Here is a 16627-nt window from a genome sequence, read left to right on the forward strand (position 1 = left end):
AATGCCTCACAAGCCATGCGGTTGGCAGTGGCACTGCCACGCGCGCAGGTCACCGCAGTAGCCTGTGGGGATGACCACCCGCCGCACCCTCGACCAGTCCTCCAAGCTGAAAAGCGTCCTCTATGAGATCCGGGGGAAGGCCCTCGTCGAGGCCGTGCGTCTCGAGGCCGACGGGCACCGCATCCTCAAGCTCAACACCGGCAACCCCGCCATCTTCGACTTCGAGGCACCGCACCAGATCGTCCGCGACATGATCGCCGCGCTCCCCCACTCGCACGGGTACAGCGACAGCCGCGGCATCCTCTCCGCGCGCCAGGCCGTCTCCTACCGCTACGAGGAGATGGAGGGGTTCCCCCGCGTCGACCCGGAGTGGGTGTTCCTCGGCAACGGCGTCTCCGAGCTCATCACGATGACGATGCAGGCCCTGCTCGACGACGGCGACGAGGTCCTCATCCCCGCGCCCGACTACCCGCTGTGGACCGCGATGACGAGCCTCGCCGGTGGCACCCCGGTGCACTACCGCTGCGACGAAGAGGCGGACTGGGCACCGGACATCGAGGACATCCGCTCCAAGATCACGCCGAACACCAAGGCGATCGTCGTCATCAACCCGAACAACCCCACGGGTGCGGTGTACTCCCGCGAGGTGCTGGAGCAGATCGCCGGAGTCGCACGCGAGCACGGGCTGCTGTTGCTCGCCGACGAGATCTACGATCGCATCCTCTACGACGACGCCGTCCACATCCCGATGGCGACCGTCGCCCCCGACCTCCTCTGCCTCACGTTCAACGGCCTGTCGAAGACCTACCGGGTCGCCGGCTACCGGTCCGGCTGGCTCGTCATCACGGGGCCGCGTGACCACGCGCGCGGCTTCCTCGAGGGCATCACCCTCCTGGCGTCCACGCGTCTGTGCCCCAACGTGCCGGCACAGCACGCCGTGCAGGCGGCACTCTCCGGTGTGCAGTCGATCGACGCCCTCATCGCACCGAGCGGTCGCCTGCTCGAGCAGCGCGACGCCACCTGGGCCGGCCTCAACTCGATCCCGGGCGTCTCCTGCACCAAGCCCATGGGTGCGCTCTACGCCTTCCCGCGCCTCGACCCGGAGGTCCACGAGATCCACGACGACGAGCTGCTCGTCCACGATCTGCTCGTGGCGGAGCACATCCTGCTCGTCCAGGGCACGGGCTTCAACTGGCCGGACCCCGACCACCTGCGGGTCGTCACCCTGCCGGAGGAGCGCGTCCTCACCGATGCGATCGAGCGGCTCGGCAACTTCCTGTCGTCCTACAAGCAGTAGGCGCAGCGGGCACGCACTCGGCGTCCGGCCTGCTACACCCCCAGGTACCGGCCCGGCCGGTGGTTCAGCGCGAGGATGAGGTTCAGCAGGACCGCGCCGAGCGCCGACACGAGCACGTTGAGCGGCGGCACGGCCACGAGTGACACGAGCACCACCACGGTGTCGACGGCCATGAGGACGTAGCCCGCGCGGACACCGAACCGGTCCTGGAGGATCAGCGCGACGATGTTGAACCCACCGAGACTGGCTCGGTGTCGGAACAGGATGAGGATGCCGACGCCGCAGAGCACGTTGCCGACGACGGCCGCGTAGAACGGGTCGAGGTGCCCGACCGGCAGGAACAGCGGGTGCACCCCGGACAGGACGGACACGAGCACGATCGCACCGCCGCTCCGCAGCGTGAACACCCAGCCCTTGCCGCGGATCGCGAGCAGGAAGAACGGCAGGTTGATCGCGATGAACAGCACCGGGAACGGCACGGGTGCGAGGTAGCTGACGAGGAGCGACAGGCCGGCCGTCCCGCCGGTCACGGCCGAACCGGCCTTCAGGATGAACAGCCCGAACGACACCACGGTGACGCCGACGAGCAGCCCGAGGATGTCCTCGACCACCCCGTGTCGGACCGGAGACGGTGCCGGGGCAGGTGTGGAGGGAGCCTGCTGCGCGCTCGACGTCGCGGCGCTCGGCTGCTGGGTGCTCATTCCGCCAACGATGCGTCAGCTCATCGTGTTGCGCAACACGAGTAGAGTGCAGTGGTCATCGTGCTCGATTCCCAGCCTGAGAGTGAGCAACATGCCTCATCCCGCGACCATCGACCACCTCGACGCGCGCATCCTGACCGCGCTCGACGACGACCCGTCCATGACGGCGCTCGCCCTCTCACGCACCCTCGGCGTCGCGAGGAACACCGTCCACGCCCGCCTGCGCCGACTCGAGACGAGCGGCGCACTTGGCGCTCCGAGTCGCCGGGTGCGACTGTCGGCGCTGGGCTACCCGCTCACCGCGTTCATCGAGATCTCCATCCGGCAGGACCTCGCGAACGAGGCCTACGCGGCCCTCGAGTCGATCCCGGAGATCGTCGAAGTGCACGCGACCACCGGCGATGCCGACCTCTTCGCGAAGGTCGTCGCGCACGACACGGAGGACCTGCACCGCATCGCCGGCGTGCTGCTCGCGGCTCCGGGCGTGGTCCGGACGAACACGAAGGTCTCACTCATCGAGGTCATCCCCTACCGAGCGTCGACCCTCCTCGATCGCCTCGCCGAGGGTCCGTCAGCGCGCTGACGTCGTCAGCGGGCTCGAACCGTCAGCGCGCTGACCGGGCGCGCACCACAGCGGCCGTGCCCGCGGCGATCGCGACGACCGTGCCGTAACCGAGCACCGTGGCGTGGAGGCCGATCGCCGAGGCGAGCAGGCCGGCGATGACGGCCGGGACGCCGAAGGACAGGTACGCGACGATGTACAGCGCGGCGAACAGCTCAGCGCGTTCGTCCGCCGGCGCAAGCGGGACGAGCGAGGCGATCGTGCCCATGAACGCCGTGCCGAACCCGGTTCCGGCGATCACGACGGCGACCACCGCGATCGGGAGCGACCCGAGGATCAGGGCGACGAGCAGGAGCACGGTCCCGGCGGACAGTGCGGAGGCGCCGTAGACGGCCGCGACGACGGGTCGGCGACGGTGCAGCACCGCGGCGGCGACGGCCCCCGCGGCCGGCAGCAACCCGATGAGCAGTGCCCCGCCGAGCTGTCCGTCCACGCCGAGCTCCGTGTGCATGATGCTCGGCCCGAGAGAGAGGAACAGCCCGCCGGTCGCCCACCCGCCGAGGACGATCGGGATGCTCACGACGAACAACCGTCGGGCGTCGACGGGGACGGCTGCGCGTGGTCGGATGGCACGGGCCCATCCGGGAGCGCGGGCGGAGGTCTCCGGCACGATCCAGATGGACACCGCGATGAGCAGGTAGGCGATCGCCAGCGGCAGGAACGTCCAGCTCGACGGATCGGCGACCGTCTGCAGGAGGACGCCCGCGAGGATCGTGCCGGAGGCGAGACCGATCATCGGTGCGATGGCGTTCAGCAGGGTCGCCGCTCGTGGCCGCTCGGGCGGGGCCAGGTCGATGATGGTCGCCGACAGCGTGGAGAGCAGCGCCCCGCTGGCGAGGCCTTGGAGGACGCGCGCGAGGTACAGCAGCGCGCCGGAGTCGACGTGCCACAGCAGCAGCATGCTCGCGGCGAGCACGACGAACCCGGCGGCGACCACCGGGCGGCGTCCGAGGTGGTCCGAGATCGAGCCGATCGTGAGGAGCGCGACGAGCAGGGCGAGCGCGTAGGCCGAGAAGGCGATGGTGACGCCGATCGGTCCGATGCCGAGGCGCTCCTGGAGCTCCGGGTAGAACGGTGACGGAGCGCTGGCGCCGGCGAGCATGAGCGTGCTGCCGAGTCCCGCGAGGACGAAGCCGAAGCGGCGACGCGGAGTCGCCGGCACGGCGGCGGCCGCGGTGGGCATGGGTCGGGTCGAGGGTGACGGGGTCGTCGTCTGCACGGGGCGAGCATCCTTTGGTTCCAAAAATATCGAACGATTGGACGATACGCGCTTTCCACCGATTGTTCAACTATTATCGAACCATGCCTGCACCCGCCGATCTCACGCACCCCGACCGCGAGGCGATCGAGCTGCCGGCCGTGCTCTTCGCGCTCAGCGATCCCGACCGGCTCGAGATGGTGCGGCAGCTGCGGGACGGCCCGATGGACGCCGCGAACTGCACGGCCCTCGACCCCGCGATCCCGAAGTCGACGAAGTCCCACCTCATGAAGGTGCTCCGCGAGGCCGGCGTCATCAGGAACGAGCCGAACGGTCGCCACCGCACACTCACCCTGCGGCGCGACGACCTCGACACCCGGTTCCCGGGCCTCCTCGACGCCGTCCTCGACGCCGACTGACCGGCACTCCCACCCCTCGGGTTCGCAGCCCGTGGACGGGAACTGCCAGAATTGTCGGCGCGGTGATCCACCGCACACAGGGACAGGGGGCTGGGGAACATGGGAACGCTGCGATACGGGAACGAAGCACTCGAACTCGAGGACCGGACCCTCGCCCACGTGCAGATGGTCGTCGTCTCCAAGCTCCGCAAGGGTGAGGCGTTCCTCCTCTCGTGGACCATCGACCCCGCACACGGCTCGGGCCGCTACGCGATCTGGATCGAGACCGGCGTCCCCATCGTCTTCCGATTCACCGGTTCCCGCCCGGTCTTGCTCAACCGCGCCTGGTTGCAGGCCATGCTCGACCGCACCTACACGCCGGCGGGGCTCGAACTCATGCCGGAGACCGACTACCCGGAGCTTTCCGCCGACAACTGAGGCACAGCCACCGGTGCGGTCCCGAGTAGCACAAGCGATCCGACCGTTCAAGCATCGGCCGTCCGACACGTGCTCGATTACCATCGGATCATCGAAGGTCGGGGACTTCTGAGAGTCGGCTCGAGCGGTGCCTGGAGGGCCCGCAGCGCGCGGTCGAAATCGTCGAAGACATTCGGAGGCGGGTCACACGGATCAGACCGTGCGGCCCGCCTCGCTGTTTCACATGAGGCCAGGTGGAGCCGGCCGAGTGGCCTGCCGGCTCATCGACGGCTCGGCGCCACCGTTCAGTGCTGCGGCTGCCCCTCGGGCTCGGTGCGATCGATCGAGTCGACGGCCTCGCGCATGCGGTCGAGGAAGTCGACGATGCCGGCCGCCATCTCGGGGTCGATCCCGGTGGTGGCCTCCATCATGCGGTGGTGCATGTGACTGAGCGTCTTGCGGACCTCGGCGTCGGCGAAGTCAGTGGTCGAGACCGTGACGCGACGGCGGTCGGTCTCACTCGGCTGCCGGACGACGTGACCCGCCGCTTCCAGGCGGTCGAGCATGACCGTGACCGACGAGGTCTTGATGCCGAGGTAGGCACCCAGATCGGTCGGACTGACCAACCGGTGCTCCTGCTTGGCCCGCAACATGAAGCGCAGGGCCAGCAGATCGTTCTCGCCCATGTGCATCTCGTCGCGCGTGCGACGACGCATGGCGGCCTCCGCCGCGCGGTACAGCCGCATGGCTTCGAGGATGTGGCGGCCGCGCTCGTGCTCGTCCTGCTCGTACCAGTAATGCTGCGCTTCAACGGCTTGGGCGGTCATGAAGTTCAACAGTAGTGGTTCTCGTAACGAGTTTGTCTAGCGGAGTCTGAATCGCAATGTCAAGTGGGGTACATGCAGACGCATGAATCGCTAGATTCTCTAACAACACGACAGTTGAGCAAGGAGAAGTCATGAGCACGGTGTTGGAGCGAGGCACGACGACCACGGTCGCCTGGGCTGAGCCGGACGCGACCCTCTGGGTCGCCTCGATCGACGGCGAGTACGCCGGCATGGTCGAGTTCCGGGACGGCCGCTTCGTCGCCGCCTCGAGCACCGGTAAGGACCTCGGGGTCTTCGTCTCCCTGCTCCGCGCCAAGGAGGCGGTGGAGAACGGCCCGGCGAAGACGCTCCAGTTTCCGTACGTCGCCACGGTCGCCGCGTCCGCGATCGTGTCCGCGACCGCCGTCGCCTTCACCGCGTTCGCCGTCCTCTAGCCACACCGTGAAGCGCTCGCTCGAGGTCCTCTCGGACGGCATCCTCGCCGAGCGCGCGGCCGACGGAGACGCCACCGCCTTCGAAGTCCTCGTCTTCCGGCACGGTTCCCTCATGCGCGCCTACGCCGTCCGCGTGCTGGGCAACCAGTCGGAGGCGGAGGACGTCGTACAGGACGTCCTCATCCAGGCTTGGGGTCAGCTGGACCGACTGAACGACCCGAACGCGGTGAAGTCCTGGCTGATGCGCATGGTCTCGAACCGGGCGATCGACCGCATCAGGCGCCGCCGCGAACACAGCGAGATCGAGGATTGGAATGCACCCGCCCCGTCCCATCAATCCCCGGAACGGGTCGTCGAGGTGCGCATGCAGATGAGCGCACTCGCTTCGGTCCTGGACCGACTCCCCGCCATGCAGCGTGAGTGCTGGATGCTGAAGGAGACGGGCGGGCTGTCGTACGTCGAGATCGCCGAGTCGCTCGGGGTCCCGGCGTCGACGGTGCGCGGTCAGCTCGCGCGGGCCAGACAGACCGTCCTGCGGGAGATGGAGGTGTGGCGATGAACGACGACGACGAGTCCATGCTCGACGGCCTGGCCGGCGCCGACCTCGACGGGCACACCATCGACGAGCTCTCCGACTACCTCGACAGCGGCCGCGAGCCCCTCGACCCCGACATCGAAGCCTCCCCCGGCTGCCAACTCGCCCTCGACGCCCTCCTCCGGCTGCGCACCCAGACCTGGGCGCTGCTCAAGTCGGAGGCCGCGACGCACTCCGAGCAGGACCGCTCCTGGATGCACGCGGTGCTCCAGAACATCTCGCTCGAGGCGCACGCCGGTCGGGACATCCCGCTCAGGCATCCGGACCCCGAGGTGCACCTGCGCATCACGGAAGGTTCGGTCCGCACCCTGATCCGCGGGGTGGGTGACAGCGTCGGCGGGGTCATCGTCGGTCGCGTCCGCCTCGACGGCGATGTGACGACCCTGGACGCGCCCATCACGGTGGCGATCACCGCCTCGGCCGCGTTCGGCAACAACCTCGAACGACTGTCGCAGCTCATCCGGGATCGCGTCGTCGCGGAACTCTCCACGCACACCGAACTCAATGTTGTCGCCGTCGACGTCACGATCATCGACATCCACACGCAGCGCGTCGCCCGGCCGGAGGACTCCTGATGGACACCGATGCCGCACTCTCGCAGCAGCTCACCGCCGTCGTCGCCGCGACACCGGGGGTCACGACGGTCTACGCGACCGGGTCGCCGATCCGTGTGGTCCTGCGGACCGTCGCCGATGCGGTCGGTCCTGACGACGAGGAGCCCGCGAAGGTGGCCGTCGGTCGCGAAGCAGACGGTGCGCTGACGATCGGCGTGACCATCGGCGTGACCGACGGCGCTCCGGTGCCGGCGACCCTCCGCCTCGTCGGCGATGCGATCCGCGGGGTGCTCGCGACGTCGAGGGAGGGGACACCGATCCATGAGATCGACGTCCGCGCCTGCCGGATCGAGGACGCAGCACCGCTGGGAACGCCGTTCACCGGCTCGGCGACCACGCTGTAGACCCCGTCAGACGGGCGCCGGCTCCTGCTGCGCCGTGGGTGCCGTACCGGTCGTCCGCGCGCGGTGGCGACGTTCGATCGCCTGGCCGACATAGCTCGCCACGATGATCAGCGCCGCACCGAGCACACCGAGCGGGCCGATCACCTCCCCCGCGATGAGCACGCCGACGAGGAGCGCCCAGACGGGTTCCGTCCCCATGAGGATGCTCGCGCGCGAGGCCGAGGTCCGCCGCACCGCCCACAGCTGGACGACGAAGGCGAACACGGAGCACAGGAGGCCGAGGAACAGCACGTCCAGCCATCCGCGCACGTCGAGCCGGGTGACGGCCGCGGCGAGCCCGTCACCGGCGATGAGGCTGAACGCGCCGGCGCACACGAGCATCTGGACGAAGACCACGCCGAGCGTGCTGTCGGTGCGGCCTCGGGTCAGGTGCGCGCTCGACGTCACGTGCACCGCGCGGACGACGGCGGCGGCGATCACGAGCGCGTCGCCCGCGGTGGGTGCGCGGAGGCCGCCGTCCGACACGAGCAGCGCGACACCGACCACGGCTGCGACCGCGGCGACGAAGTAGGACCTCGGGAGCCAGGACCGCGAGGCGACACCGTCGAGCACCGGCGTCATGACGAGCGCGAGGCTGATGAGCAGCCCGGCGTTCGTCGCCGAGGTCAGGTGCACGCCCCACGTCTCGAGGCCGATGATCGCGGCCTGCGAGCAGCCGAGTGCCGCCGCGATCAGCAGGCCCCGTCCGCGCGGCAGGCGCTCCCGCCGCACGAGGCAGATGAGCCCGATGGCGATCACCGCCACCAGGAAGCGCAGGGCGACCGCGGCCGGCACACCGGTGACGGCCGCGAGGTCCTTCGCCGCGAGGAAGCTGGCGCCCCAGACCGCTGCGACCCCGACGAGCAACACGTCGACGATGCGTTCGGAGGGTGCGCGGCGAGCCATGCCGCTACTCTCCAGGAGACGGACACGATAGAACAACGGCCAGTGTCTGGATCGACGATGAAGGAATCACTTATGGATCCTGCCCGCCTCCGGCTCCTCCGCGAACTCGGCGACCGCGGGAGCGTCGCTGCGGTCGCCGCGGCCATGCACGTCAGCGCCTCGGCCGTGTCGCAACAGCTCGCCGCACTGCAGGCCACCATGCCGGTGCCCCTCACCGAGAAGCACGGGCGTCGCCTCGTCCTCACCGAGGCCGGTGAAGCCCTCGCCGTCGCCGCCGCGCGCGTGGAGGAGGCACTCGCCGAGGCCAGGGACGCCGTGGACTCCTTCCTCCAGCACGAGCAGCGCCCCGTGAGCGTCTCCGCGTTCCACAGCGCTGGGCTGGCGTTCTTCGGACCGCTGCTCGCGGGCGGTCCCGTCCCCGGAGTCGATGCGACCGGTCCGGTTCCGCGGCTCCTCCTCGCCGACGCCGACGTCGCGCAGGACCGCTTCGCCGGTCTCACCGCCGATTACGACCTCGTCGTCGCCCACCGCCTCCCGCACGAGCCGGCGTGGCCGCTCGACCGCCTCGTCGTGACGCCGCTGCTCGTCGAGCCCCTGGACATCGCGATGCACGAGACGCATCCGCTGGCCGCACAATCGGAGGTACGGCCGGAGGATCTGCGGGACGAACGCTGGATCTCGACGCACGAAGGGTTCCCGCTCGCCGGCGTCCTCCACCAGCTGGGCGCACTGAGCGGACGGGCGCCGCGGATCGACCACCGCATCAACGAGTTCTCGGTCGCCGCCCAGGTCGTCCGCACCGGAGCTGCGATCGCCGTCATGCCGCGCACCACGGCGGCGCCGTTGGCCGTCGACGGCATGATCCTCCGACCGGTCGCCGGCGCGGTCCTCGTCCGGCACGTCGACGTCCTGGCCAGACCGGAGGCGATGGCGCGGTCCGCGGTCCGGTCGGTGCTCGCCAGTCTCCAGCGCGTGGCCGCCGACGCGGCACGCTGAGCTCGTATCAGCCCTCCGACGAGACGTCCACCCCCAGTCGCCCGACGCCAGGGAGGCGCAGGGTGGACGGACAACGACGAAGGAGCATCCATGCGCGCACTCACGTACCAGGGTCGCCGGTCGGTGTCGGTCGAGACCGTCCCGGACCCCGCGATCACCGCCCCCACCGATGCGATCATCCGTGTCACCTCGGCAGCCATCTGCGGCTCCGACCTCCACCTCTACGAACTGTTCGGCCCGTTCCTCGACCGCGGTGACGTCCTCGGCCACGAGACGATGGGTGTCGTCGAGGCCGTCGGCTCCGAGGTCACCCGCGTCGCGGTCGGCGACCGGGTCGTCATCCCCTTCACCATCGCGTGCGGCGAGTGCTTCATGTGTCGCAACGGGCTGCAGTCGCAGTGCGAGACGACCCAGGTGAAGGAGCACGGCAGCGGCGCCTCCCTGTACGGCTACACGAAGCTCTACGGCCAGGTGCCGGGCGGACAGGCCGAGTTCCTGCAGGTCCGGCTCGCAGACGCGAACTGCATCGTCGTCGGTCGCGACCTGCCCGACGAGTCCTACCTCTACCTGAGTGACATCCTCCCGACCGCCTGGCAGGGCGTCGAATACGCCGGGGTGCCGGACGGCGGCTCGATCACCGTGCTCGGCCTGGGCCCGGTCGGCCAGCTCGCGGCTCGCATCGCCAAGCACCGCGGTCTCGAGGTCTTCGCCGTGGACCCGGTGCCGGAGCGCCGTGCCCTCGCCGAGCGCCACGGCATCCGTGCCCTCGACCTCTCGGACGACCTGGTCGCGGAGCTCCGCGACGCCACCGGTGGACGCGGCCCGGACGGGGTCGTCGACGCCGTCGGCATGGAGGCCCATGGGTCACCGATCGCGGCTGCGGCACAGACGGCCGTCGGCGTGCTGCCCGACGCGCTCGCGCGACCGGCCATGGAGCACGCCGGCATCGACCGGCTCGCCGCCCTGCACACCGCGCTCGAGCTCGTCCGCCGTGGCGGCGTCGTGTCCCTGAGCGGCGTCTACGCCGGTGAGGCCGACATCATGCCGATGAAGTCGATGTTCGACAAGCAGGTGTCGCTCCGGATGGGTCAGTGCAACGTCGCCCGCTGGATCCCGACGCTGCTCCCCCTCGTCGAGGACAGCACCGACCCGCTCGGCGTGCTCGACCTCGCGACCCACCGCGTGCCGCTCGCCGAGGCTCCGGCGATGTACGAGACCTTCCAGAAGAAGGAGGACGGCTGCATCAAGGTCGTCCTGAAGCCGTCGGCGTAACCGCCCACTGTACGAAACGACCCGCGCCGATCATTCGGCGCGGGTCGTCTCATGTCAGGCGGTCAGCAGTGCGTCAGAGCCCGGTCACCAGTCCGTCGGACCGGCGCTCCCCGCCTCGTACTCCTCGAGCGGCGTCTCGCCGGCGGCCCAGGCGGTGACGACCGGGGTGACGATGCGCCAGCACTGCTCGGCGATGTCGCCGCGCACCGACAGCAGCGTGTTCTCCTGCAGGAGGCCGGCGAGCACCTGCGCGTAGGCACTCAGGGTCGCGGCACCAGGGTCCGCCTCGAGCTCGACCCGGCGCAGGCCGTCGACGTCATCGGCCCCGGTCACGATGAGGTCGAGGTGCACCGCATCGCCCTTGAGTGACATCCGGAGGACGGTGTCGGCGTGTCCGTCGGGAGCGTCGAGCCCCGTCGGCGCGGCCGAGCGGCGGAAGTGGACGGCGACCTCGCGGCGCGGGTCGCCGATCCCCTTGCCGGAGCGCAGGACGAACGGCACCCCCTGCCAGCGCGGGGTGTCGACCTGGAGCAGGAGCTGTGCGAGCGTCTCCGTCTCACGGGAGGCGTCGACGTCGGGCTCGTCCACATAGGAGGGGAAGAGCCGGTCGCCGACCCGACCCTCGGTGTACCGGGCGCGACGGGCGGTCGACGGGTCGTCCTTCCACAACCGGACGGCGCCGAGGACCTCGGCGATGCGGTCGTGGACGTCGGTCGGCGTCACCGCGTCCGGCCGCTCCATCGCGGTGAGCGCGAGGACCATCAGCAGGTGGCTCTGCAGCATGTCGCGGAGCGCGCCGGTCTGGTCGTAGAACGCCGCACGACCCTCGAGCCCCAGCTCCTCGTCGTAGAGGATCTCCACCTTCTCGATCTGTTCCGCGTTCCAGCCCGCCTCGAGGAGTCGGTTGCCGAAGCGGAGGCCGAGCATCCCGAGGACGGTCGCGTTGCCGAGGAAGTGGTCGATGCGCCACAGACGCTCCTCCGGCACGACGTCGGCGAGCGCCGCGTTGAGCGCCTGGGCGTCGGCGAGGTCGTCGCCGAAGGGCTTCTCGATGGCGATGAGGAGGTCGTCGGGCAGGTCGATCTGCGCGAGCGCCTCGGCGACCTTGCGCCCGGCGGACGGCGGGAGCGCGATGTAGAGGATCGGTGAGCCGGTGCAGGCGTCGAGCAGTGCACGCAGTTCGTCGGGGTCGGAGGCGTCGGTCGGGATGAACTCCGTCGTCGACACCAGCGCGTCGACGGTCCGGGCCCCGATCCCGGCGTCCTCGAGGCTGGCGCGGACGGTCGCACGCCACTCCTCGTTCGGCTGCGGCGTGCGGGCGGCACCGATGATCTGTAGCGAGATGTCGCGTGCGGCGTCGACGACCTCGCCGAGGCCGGGGATCAGGAGCCGCTTGGCCAGGTCGCCGTTGGCACCCAGGATCGCGATGGTGCGCTTCGTCGGTTCCAGCGACTCCGCGTCCGGGATGCCGGGTACGGTGTCGGGATCGGGCTGGGTGGTGGTGTCGGACTGGTCGCTCATGCACTCAATCCTCATGGACGGAGCCGCGAGACGCTCGGGGTTGCGCAGGCGGGCGCCCCTCGACAAGCTCCCGGACAGATCCGCTCAGGCCGAGTCGCGGACCACGAGTTCCGTCGGGAGCGTGATCGCCGCGGGCCGCTCGCCCTCGATGACCTGGAGGAGCAGGCGCACCATCTCGGCGCTGATCCGCTCGAACGGCTGACGCATCGTCGTGAGGGCGGGATCGGTGCCGACCGCGATGCTCGAGTCGTCGAAGCCGCCGACGGCGACGTCCTCCGGCACGCGTCGGCCGGCGGTTCGCAGAGCGTCGATGGCGCCGGCGGCCATGCGGTCGTTGGCCACGAAGACGGCGTCGATCGTCGGGTCGGCCTCGAGCAGCTCGCGCATCGCCGCTTCACCACTCGCGCGGCCGTAGTCGCCGTGCCGGACGAGCCGGTCGTCGTACGCCTCGCCGAGTTCGAGCCGGTAGCCCTCGAGCCGCGTGACACCGCCCGGGGTGTCCTCGGGTCCGGCGATCGTCGCGATCCGCGTCCGGCCGAGCCCACGCAGGTGCGCCACCATCTCGCGGGCGCCCTCGAGGTCGTCCGCGGCCACGTACCCGAGGCGCTTCTGGAACCCGAGCGGGATGCCGCACGCGATGGCCGGGACCTTCGAGTCCACGATGTCGCTGATGAGCCGCTGTCCGCTGTGCGCCGAGACGAGCAGCACGCCGTCGACGTGACCCGCCTCGATGTAGGCGAGCGCGCGCTCCTGCTCGGCAGCGCTGCCCGCCATGATGAGCACGAGCGACAGCTGCCGTTCGGCGAGCGCCTGCGCGGCCCCCGTCAGCAGCATCGAGAAGTTCGGGTCCTCGAAGAGCAGCTGGTGGTCCTCGGTGAGGAGGAACGCGACCGATCCGGTGCGGTTCGTCGCGAGGCTCCGCGCGTGCGGGTTCACGCGGTAGCCGGTCTTCCGGATCGCCGCGTCCACCGCCGCCTTCGCGTCCTGGCTGACCCAACGCCCGCCGTTCAGCACCCGCGACACCGTGCCGCGGGAGACACCCGCGGCCTCCGCGACGTCGTCGATCGTCGGGCGCCGACGGGACGGGACGGTGGTCATCCCGTCAGCCTAGTGCTGAGGCTTCGCGCACGACGGCGGCACCTTCTGCTGCCACCGTGCGGGCCACGGCGGCTCATGCCTTCACGGCACCGGCCGCGAGGTCCACCCGCCAGAAGCGCTGCAGGATGAGGAAGATCAGGATGAGCGGCACGATGGCGAGCAGGGCACCCGTGATCACGAGGGTGTACAGCGCGGGGGCGGAGGCGCCCTGGTTGAGCAGCCCGTTGAGGCCGACGGTGATCGGGAACAGCGAGTCGTCGCCGAGCATGATGTACGGCAGCATGAAGTTGTTCCAGATGGCGACGAACTGGAACAGGAAGATCGTCACGAGTCCGGGCAGCATCATCGGCATCGCGATGCGTCCGAAGATGCGGAACTCGCCCGCGCCCTCCGTCCGGGCCGCCTCGATGACGTCGGTCGGCACCGCTGCGGCCGCGTAGATGCGGGCGAGGTAGATGCCGTACGGGCTGATGATCTGCGGCAGGAGCACACCCCAGAAGGTGTTCGTCAGCCCGACGTTCGCCAGCAGGAAGTACTGCGGGATCGCGAGGATGACGCCCGGCACGAGCACGCCCATGAGCAGGATGCTGAAGACGGTGCGCTTGCCAGGGAAGTCGAACTTGGCGAGCACGTAGCCCGAGATCGCGGAGACCCAGGTGGAGGCGATCGCACCGATGCCCGCGTAGAGCGCGGTGTTCACCATCCAGCGCCAGAAGAGTCCGTCGCGGTACTGGGTCAGCTCGACGATGTTGTCGAACAGATGGGTGCTCGGCACGAGCGTGAAGGTGGAGAACAGTTCGCCGCTGCTCTTCGTGGAGGCCATGAGCACCCAGAAGACGGGGAAGAGGCAGTAGATCGCGCCGAGGATGAGGATGCCCGTCGAGATGCCGCTGGGCCGGTCGGAGCGCATGGTCGTGCTGCCGGCGCGTTCGCGGCGTCGCGCACCGGCGGGTCGGTCGAGTCGAAGCGTGGTCATGGTGTCAGTCCTCCTGACCGAAGGCTCGCTTCTGCACGACCCGGAGGAAGAGGAAGGAGACGATGAAGGTGGCGACGGCGATGATGATCGAGGTCGCGGCGGCCGAGTAGATGTCGTCACGGGTGAACGCGTCGCGGTAGACGAGCATGAGCGGCGACCAGCTCGTGGAGAGGCTGTTCGTGAGCGGCCGCAACGTCGTCGGCTCGGCGAACACCTGCAGGGTGGCGACCATCGAGAACAGGGCCGTCATGACGAGCGCTGGGGCGACGATCGGGATCTTGATCCGCAGTGCGATCTGGATCTCGCTCGCACCGTCGATGCGGGCGGCCTCGTAGATCTCACTCGGCACGGCCTTCAGCGAGGTGTAGATGACGATCATGTTGAAGCCGACGCCACCCCAGAGGGCGATGTTCGCGATGCCGAAGATGATGGTCCCCGAGGACAGGATCTCCGGGGCGTCCCAGCCGAGGCTGTCGAAGATCGCGTAGAAGGGGCTCACGGCCGGGAGGTAGAGGAAGCCCCAGAGCAGCGAGCTGATCACCGCGGGCACCGCGTACGGCAGGAAGATCGAGATGCGCGAGAACGAGACCGCCCGGGTGCGACGGGAGTCGAGCAGCAGCGCGAAGAGCAGGGCGAGTCCGAGCATGCACGGGATGAGGATGAGGCCGTACAGCAGCACTCGTCCGACACTCGCCGCGAACTCCGGGTCGTTGAATGCACCGAGGTAGTTCTCGAAGCCCGCGAAGGCCGTCGTGCGAGCACCGGAGCCGAGGCCGAGCCCCGTGACCTGCTTCTTCTGGAAGCTCAGGAACAGCGTGTAGACGATGGGCGCCGCCATGAACACCAGGAACAGGATGATGCCGGGGGCGAGCATCGCGTACGGGATGAGCACCCGACTCTTCAGGTTCTTGCGCGATCGGGCCGGCGGACGCGAGCCCGTCGGCGGATCCTGGGTGGGCCGGATCGTGTCCAGCGCGGATGGTGCAGCCATGCCGATTCCTTGGGTCGAGGGCGGGAGCGGGGCCGGCTCGATGAGCCGGCCCCGTGGGACTACTTGACCGAGAAGCCGCTCTTCTTCAGGTCGTCGATGGTGATGGACTGCATCGCGGCGACGGCGTCGGAGAACGCCTGCGCGGTCTTCGCCTCGGCCGCCTTCGCGAACTCGTCGTTGTAGGCGCTGAAGGCGACGTTGACGTTCGGGCCGTAGGTGAACGGCGCGACGGTCTCGGAGGCCTTCGACGCGATGTCGTAGAAGTCGCTCTGCTGGCTGAAGAACTCGGGCGACGTCTTCAGGGCGTCGGCGGCGACCTTCGTCGCGGCCGGGTAGACCCCGGACACGTCGGCGAGCGCGGCGACGGCCTTCGGGTCGGTGTTCAACCAGGTGGCGAACTCGACGGCGGCTTCGGCGTGCTTCGACTGCGTGGTCACCGCGGTGGACGACCCACCCCAGTTGCCGTTGGAGGGCTTCGAGGCGTCCCACTGCGGCAGCTCGGCCGCGGTCCACTTGCCGGCAGTGTCGGGGGCGTTGCCGCCGAGGACGCCGGGTGCCCAGACGGAGGAGATCCAACCGACCTGCGAACCGTCGTTCAGCCCGGCGTTCCACTCGGGCGTGTACATCGGTTTGTTGTCGATCGCACCCTCCTCGACGAGTCCGCCCCAGTACGAGGCGACCTGCTCGGTCGGGCCGGCGTCGATGTCGACTCCCCAGCTGTCGCCGTCGATCGACCACCACGAAGCACCCGCCTGCTGCGCGAGTCCGGCGAACCAGCCGGCGTCGTTCGCGGAGAAGGTGCCGAGGTACTTCGTCGGGTCGGCCTGGTGAACGGCCCGGGCGACCTGTGCGTACTCGTCCCACGTCGTCGGCACGCTGAGGCCGAGGCTGTCGAGGATGTCGGTGCGGTAGTAGGCCATCATCGGGCCGGAGTCCTGCGGGACGGCGTAGACCGCATCGCCACCGAGCGTGACCGAGTTCCACACGCCGTCGGAGAAGTCGTCCTTGAGATCGGCTGCGCCCTGCTTCGAGATGTCGGCGAGCGCGTCGGACGCCACGAGCGTCGGGATCTTCTGGTACTCGGCCTGGATGAGGTCGGGAGCGCCACTGCCGGCCTTGATGGCCGTGAGCAGCTTGGTGATGGCGGGGTCGCCGCCGTCCTGCTTCTGCACGACCACCTGGATGTCGGGGTGGTCCTCGTTCCACAGCTCCACGACCTGCTCGAGGTTGGGCGCCCAGGCCCAGTAGGTGAGTTTGACGGGGCCGGACTCCGTGCCGCCCGAGGATGCCGAGCATCCGGAGAGCAGTAGGGCCGTCGTGGCGACCGTGGCGATGCCGATGTGGCGAAGCGTGCTGCGCATTCGTCCTCCTTGTCGAAAGC

Annotated in this window: 19 protein-coding genes; 10 read left to right on the forward strand and 9 right to left on the reverse strand. The window is 69.6% G+C overall.

All coding sequences use genetic code 11. The features are described 5' to 3' along the window. Positions 1-70 precede the first annotated feature (70 nt). A complete protein-coding gene (locus RWN05_RS01530) occupies positions 71-1297 on the forward strand; it encodes a pyridoxal phosphate-dependent aminotransferase (RefSeq protein ID WP_064295812.1) in 1227 nt (408 codons plus the stop codon). 32 nt (positions 1298-1329) lie between these two features. On the opposite strand, the gene RWN05_RS01535 is transcribed toward RWN05_RS01530, so the two are convergent. Next, a complete protein-coding gene (locus RWN05_RS01535; RefSeq protein WP_314138046.1) occupies positions 1330-1998 on the reverse strand; it encodes a YitT family protein in 669 nt (222 codons plus the stop codon). A gap of 91 nt (positions 1999-2089) precedes the next feature. Between RWN05_RS01535 and RWN05_RS01540 the strand changes: the two genes are divergently transcribed. After that, positions 2090-2581, forward strand: coding sequence for an Lrp/AsnC family transcriptional regulator (locus RWN05_RS01540; RefSeq protein WP_314138048.1), 492 nt, complete (start codon positions 2090-2092; stop codon positions 2579-2581). A gap of 22 nt (positions 2582-2603) precedes the next feature. Here the strand turns inward: RWN05_RS01540 and RWN05_RS01545 are convergent, their stop codons facing one another. Continuing rightward, complete coding sequence (locus RWN05_RS01545; protein WP_314138050.1) at positions 2604-3839, reverse strand: MFS transporter; 1236 nt, start codon at positions 3837-3839, stop codon at positions 2604-2606. 83 nt (positions 3840-3922) lie between these two features. Between RWN05_RS01545 and RWN05_RS01550 the strand changes: the two genes are divergently transcribed. Both RWN05_RS01550 and RWN05_RS01555 read left to right on the forward strand, forming a co-directional pair. Further along, positions 3923-4237, forward strand: a complete 315-nt coding sequence (locus tag RWN05_RS01550; RefSeq protein WP_079000723.1) for a helix-turn-helix transcriptional regulator — start codon at positions 3923-3925, stop codon at positions 4235-4237. 99 nt (positions 4238-4336) lie between these two features. After that, a complete protein-coding gene (locus tag RWN05_RS01555; protein WP_079000721.1) occupies positions 4337-4654 on the forward strand; it encodes a hypothetical protein in 318 nt (105 codons plus the stop codon). A gap of 284 nt (positions 4655-4938) precedes the next feature. On the opposite strand, the gene RWN05_RS01560 is transcribed toward RWN05_RS01555, so the two are convergent. Continuing rightward, on the reverse strand, positions 4939-5460 hold the full coding sequence (locus RWN05_RS01560; protein WP_064295985.1) for a MarR family winged helix-turn-helix transcriptional regulator: 522 nt from the start codon (positions 5458-5460) through the stop codon (positions 4939-4941). Positions 5461-5591: 131 nt separating this feature from the next. On the opposite strand from RWN05_RS01560, the gene RWN05_RS01565 reads away from it, so the two are divergent. Genes RWN05_RS01565 through RWN05_RS01580 form a run of 4 tightly spaced genes read left to right on the forward strand, consistent with a single transcriptional unit; the run spans position 5592 to position 7447 of the window. After that, positions 5592-5894, forward strand: coding sequence for a hypothetical protein (locus tag RWN05_RS01565; protein WP_071261404.1), 303 nt, complete (start codon positions 5592-5594; stop codon positions 5892-5894). Between the two features lie 7 nt (positions 5895-5901). After that, entirely contained in the window at positions 5902-6453 is a 552-nt protein-coding gene (locus tag RWN05_RS01570; protein ID WP_079000718.1) for an RNA polymerase sigma factor, read from the forward strand. Further along, positions 6450-7064: a hypothetical protein gene (locus RWN05_RS01575; protein ID WP_314138055.1), complete on the forward strand. Its 615-nt coding sequence runs from the start codon at positions 6450-6452 to the stop codon at positions 7062-7064. The genes RWN05_RS01570 and RWN05_RS01575 overlap by 4 nt, the downstream gene beginning before the upstream one ends. Beyond that, on the forward strand, positions 7064-7447 hold the full coding sequence (locus RWN05_RS01580) for a hypothetical protein (protein ID WP_314138057.1): 384 nt from the start codon (positions 7064-7066) through the stop codon (positions 7445-7447). The genes RWN05_RS01575 and RWN05_RS01580 overlap by 1 nt, the downstream gene beginning before the upstream one ends. 6 nt (positions 7448-7453) lie before the next feature. Here RWN05_RS01580 and RWN05_RS01585 read toward each other — a convergent pair whose 3' ends face one another. Further along, a complete protein-coding gene (locus RWN05_RS01585) occupies positions 7454-8392 on the reverse strand; it encodes a DMT family transporter (protein WP_314138058.1) in 939 nt (312 codons plus the stop codon). A gap of 72 nt (positions 8393-8464) precedes the next feature. Between RWN05_RS01585 and RWN05_RS01590 the strand changes: the two genes are divergently transcribed. Together RWN05_RS01590 and RWN05_RS01595 are read left to right on the forward strand one after the other, a co-directional pair. Beyond that, positions 8465-9388 carry a LysR family transcriptional regulator gene (locus tag RWN05_RS01590; RefSeq protein WP_314138059.1) on the forward strand — a complete coding sequence of 308 codons (924 nt, stop codon included), beginning with the start codon at positions 8465-8467 and terminating at the stop codon, positions 9386-9388. A gap of 90 nt (positions 9389-9478) precedes the next feature. After that, positions 9479-10660 carry an alcohol dehydrogenase catalytic domain-containing protein gene (locus RWN05_RS01595; protein ID WP_071261406.1) on the forward strand — a complete coding sequence of 394 codons (1182 nt, stop codon included), beginning with the start codon at positions 9479-9481 and terminating at the stop codon, positions 10658-10660. 84 nt (positions 10661-10744) lie between these two features. Here the strand turns inward: RWN05_RS01595 and RWN05_RS01600 are convergent, their stop codons facing one another. From RWN05_RS01600 to RWN05_RS01620, 5 genes are all read right to left on the reverse strand, one after another. Beyond that, on the reverse strand, positions 10745-12181 hold the full coding sequence (locus RWN05_RS01600) for a glucose-6-phosphate dehydrogenase (RefSeq protein ID WP_314138062.1): 1437 nt from the start codon (positions 12179-12181) through the stop codon (positions 10745-10747). Positions 12182-12265: 84 nt separating this feature from the next. Beyond that, positions 12266-13279 (reverse strand): LacI family DNA-binding transcriptional regulator, encoded by a 1014-nt coding sequence (locus tag RWN05_RS01605; RefSeq protein WP_071261407.1) that lies wholly within the window; start codon positions 13277-13279, stop codon positions 12266-12268. A 73-nt stretch (positions 13280-13352) separates the two neighbouring features. Then, entirely contained in the window at positions 13353-14255 is a 903-nt protein-coding gene (locus tag RWN05_RS01610; protein ID WP_079000706.1) for a carbohydrate ABC transporter permease, read from the reverse strand. A 4-nt stretch (positions 14256-14259) separates the two neighbouring features. Next, positions 14260-15246, reverse strand: a complete 987-nt coding sequence (locus RWN05_RS01615; RefSeq protein WP_079000704.1) for a carbohydrate ABC transporter permease — start codon at positions 15244-15246, stop codon at positions 14260-14262. A 59-nt stretch (positions 15247-15305) separates the two neighbouring features. Beyond that, on the reverse strand, positions 15306-16607 hold the full coding sequence (locus RWN05_RS01620; RefSeq protein WP_064295800.1) for an ABC transporter substrate-binding protein: 1302 nt from the start codon (positions 16605-16607) through the stop codon (positions 15306-15308). Positions 16608-16627: the final 20 nt, after the last annotated feature.

Source organism: uncultured Plantibacter sp. (assembly GCF_963518075.1).
Classification (GTDB): domain Bacteria; phylum Actinomycetota; class Actinomycetes; order Actinomycetales; family Microbacteriaceae; genus Plantibacter; species Plantibacter flavus_A.

Excerpts from the sequence above, each read along its gene's own strand:
- RWN05_RS01595 (WP_071261406.1), top strand. The coding sequence starts at position 9,479 with ATGCGCGCACTCACGTACCAGGGTCGCCGGTCGGTGTCGGTCGAGACC.
- RWN05_RS01620 (WP_064295800.1), bottom strand. The coding sequence starts at position 16,607 with ATGCGCAGCACGCTTCGCCACATCGGCATCGCCACGGTCGCCACGACG.
- RWN05_RS01565 (WP_071261404.1), top strand. The coding sequence starts at position 5,592 with ATGAGCACGGTGTTGGAGCGAGGCACGACGACCACGGTCGCCTGGGCT.
- RWN05_RS01600 (WP_314138062.1), bottom strand. The coding sequence starts at position 12,181 with ATGAGCGACCAGTCCGACACCACCACCCAGCCCGATCCCGACACCGTA.
- RWN05_RS01560 (WP_064295985.1), bottom strand. The coding sequence starts at position 5,460 with ATGACCGCCCAAGCCGTTGAAGCGCAGCATTACTGGTACGAGCAGGAC.
- RWN05_RS01535 (WP_314138046.1), bottom strand. The coding sequence starts at position 1,998 with ATGAGCACCCAGCAGCCGAGCGCCGCGACGTCGAGCGCGCAGCAGGCT.
- RWN05_RS01615 (WP_079000704.1), bottom strand. The coding sequence starts at position 15,246 with ATGGCTGCACCATCCGCGCTGGACACGATCCGGCCCACCCAGGATCCG.
- RWN05_RS01575 (WP_314138055.1), top strand. The coding sequence starts at position 6,450 with ATGAACGACGACGACGAGTCCATGCTCGACGGCCTGGCCGGCGCCGAC.
- RWN05_RS01530 (WP_064295812.1), top strand. The coding sequence starts at position 71 with ATGACCACCCGCCGCACCCTCGACCAGTCCTCCAAGCTGAAAAGCGTC.
- RWN05_RS01555 (WP_079000721.1), top strand. The coding sequence starts at position 4,337 with ATGGGAACGCTGCGATACGGGAACGAAGCACTCGAACTCGAGGACCGG.
- RWN05_RS01540 (WP_314138048.1), top strand. The coding sequence starts at position 2,090 with ATGCCTCATCCCGCGACCATCGACCACCTCGACGCGCGCATCCTGACC.
- RWN05_RS01585 (WP_314138058.1), bottom strand. The coding sequence starts at position 8,392 with ATGGCTCGCCGCGCACCCTCCGAACGCATCGTCGACGTGTTGCTCGTC.
- RWN05_RS01610 (WP_079000706.1), bottom strand. The coding sequence starts at position 14,255 with ATGACCACGCTTCGACTCGACCGACCCGCCGGTGCGCGACGCCGCGAA.
- RWN05_RS01605 (WP_071261407.1), bottom strand. The coding sequence starts at position 13,279 with ATGACCACCGTCCCGTCCCGTCGGCGCCCGACGATCGACGACGTCGCG.
- RWN05_RS01590 (WP_314138059.1), top strand. The coding sequence starts at position 8,465 with ATGGATCCTGCCCGCCTCCGGCTCCTCCGCGAACTCGGCGACCGCGGG.
- RWN05_RS01550 (WP_079000723.1), top strand. The coding sequence starts at position 3,923 with ATGCCTGCACCCGCCGATCTCACGCACCCCGACCGCGAGGCGATCGAG.
- RWN05_RS01580 (WP_314138057.1), top strand. The coding sequence starts at position 7,064 with ATGGACACCGATGCCGCACTCTCGCAGCAGCTCACCGCCGTCGTCGCC.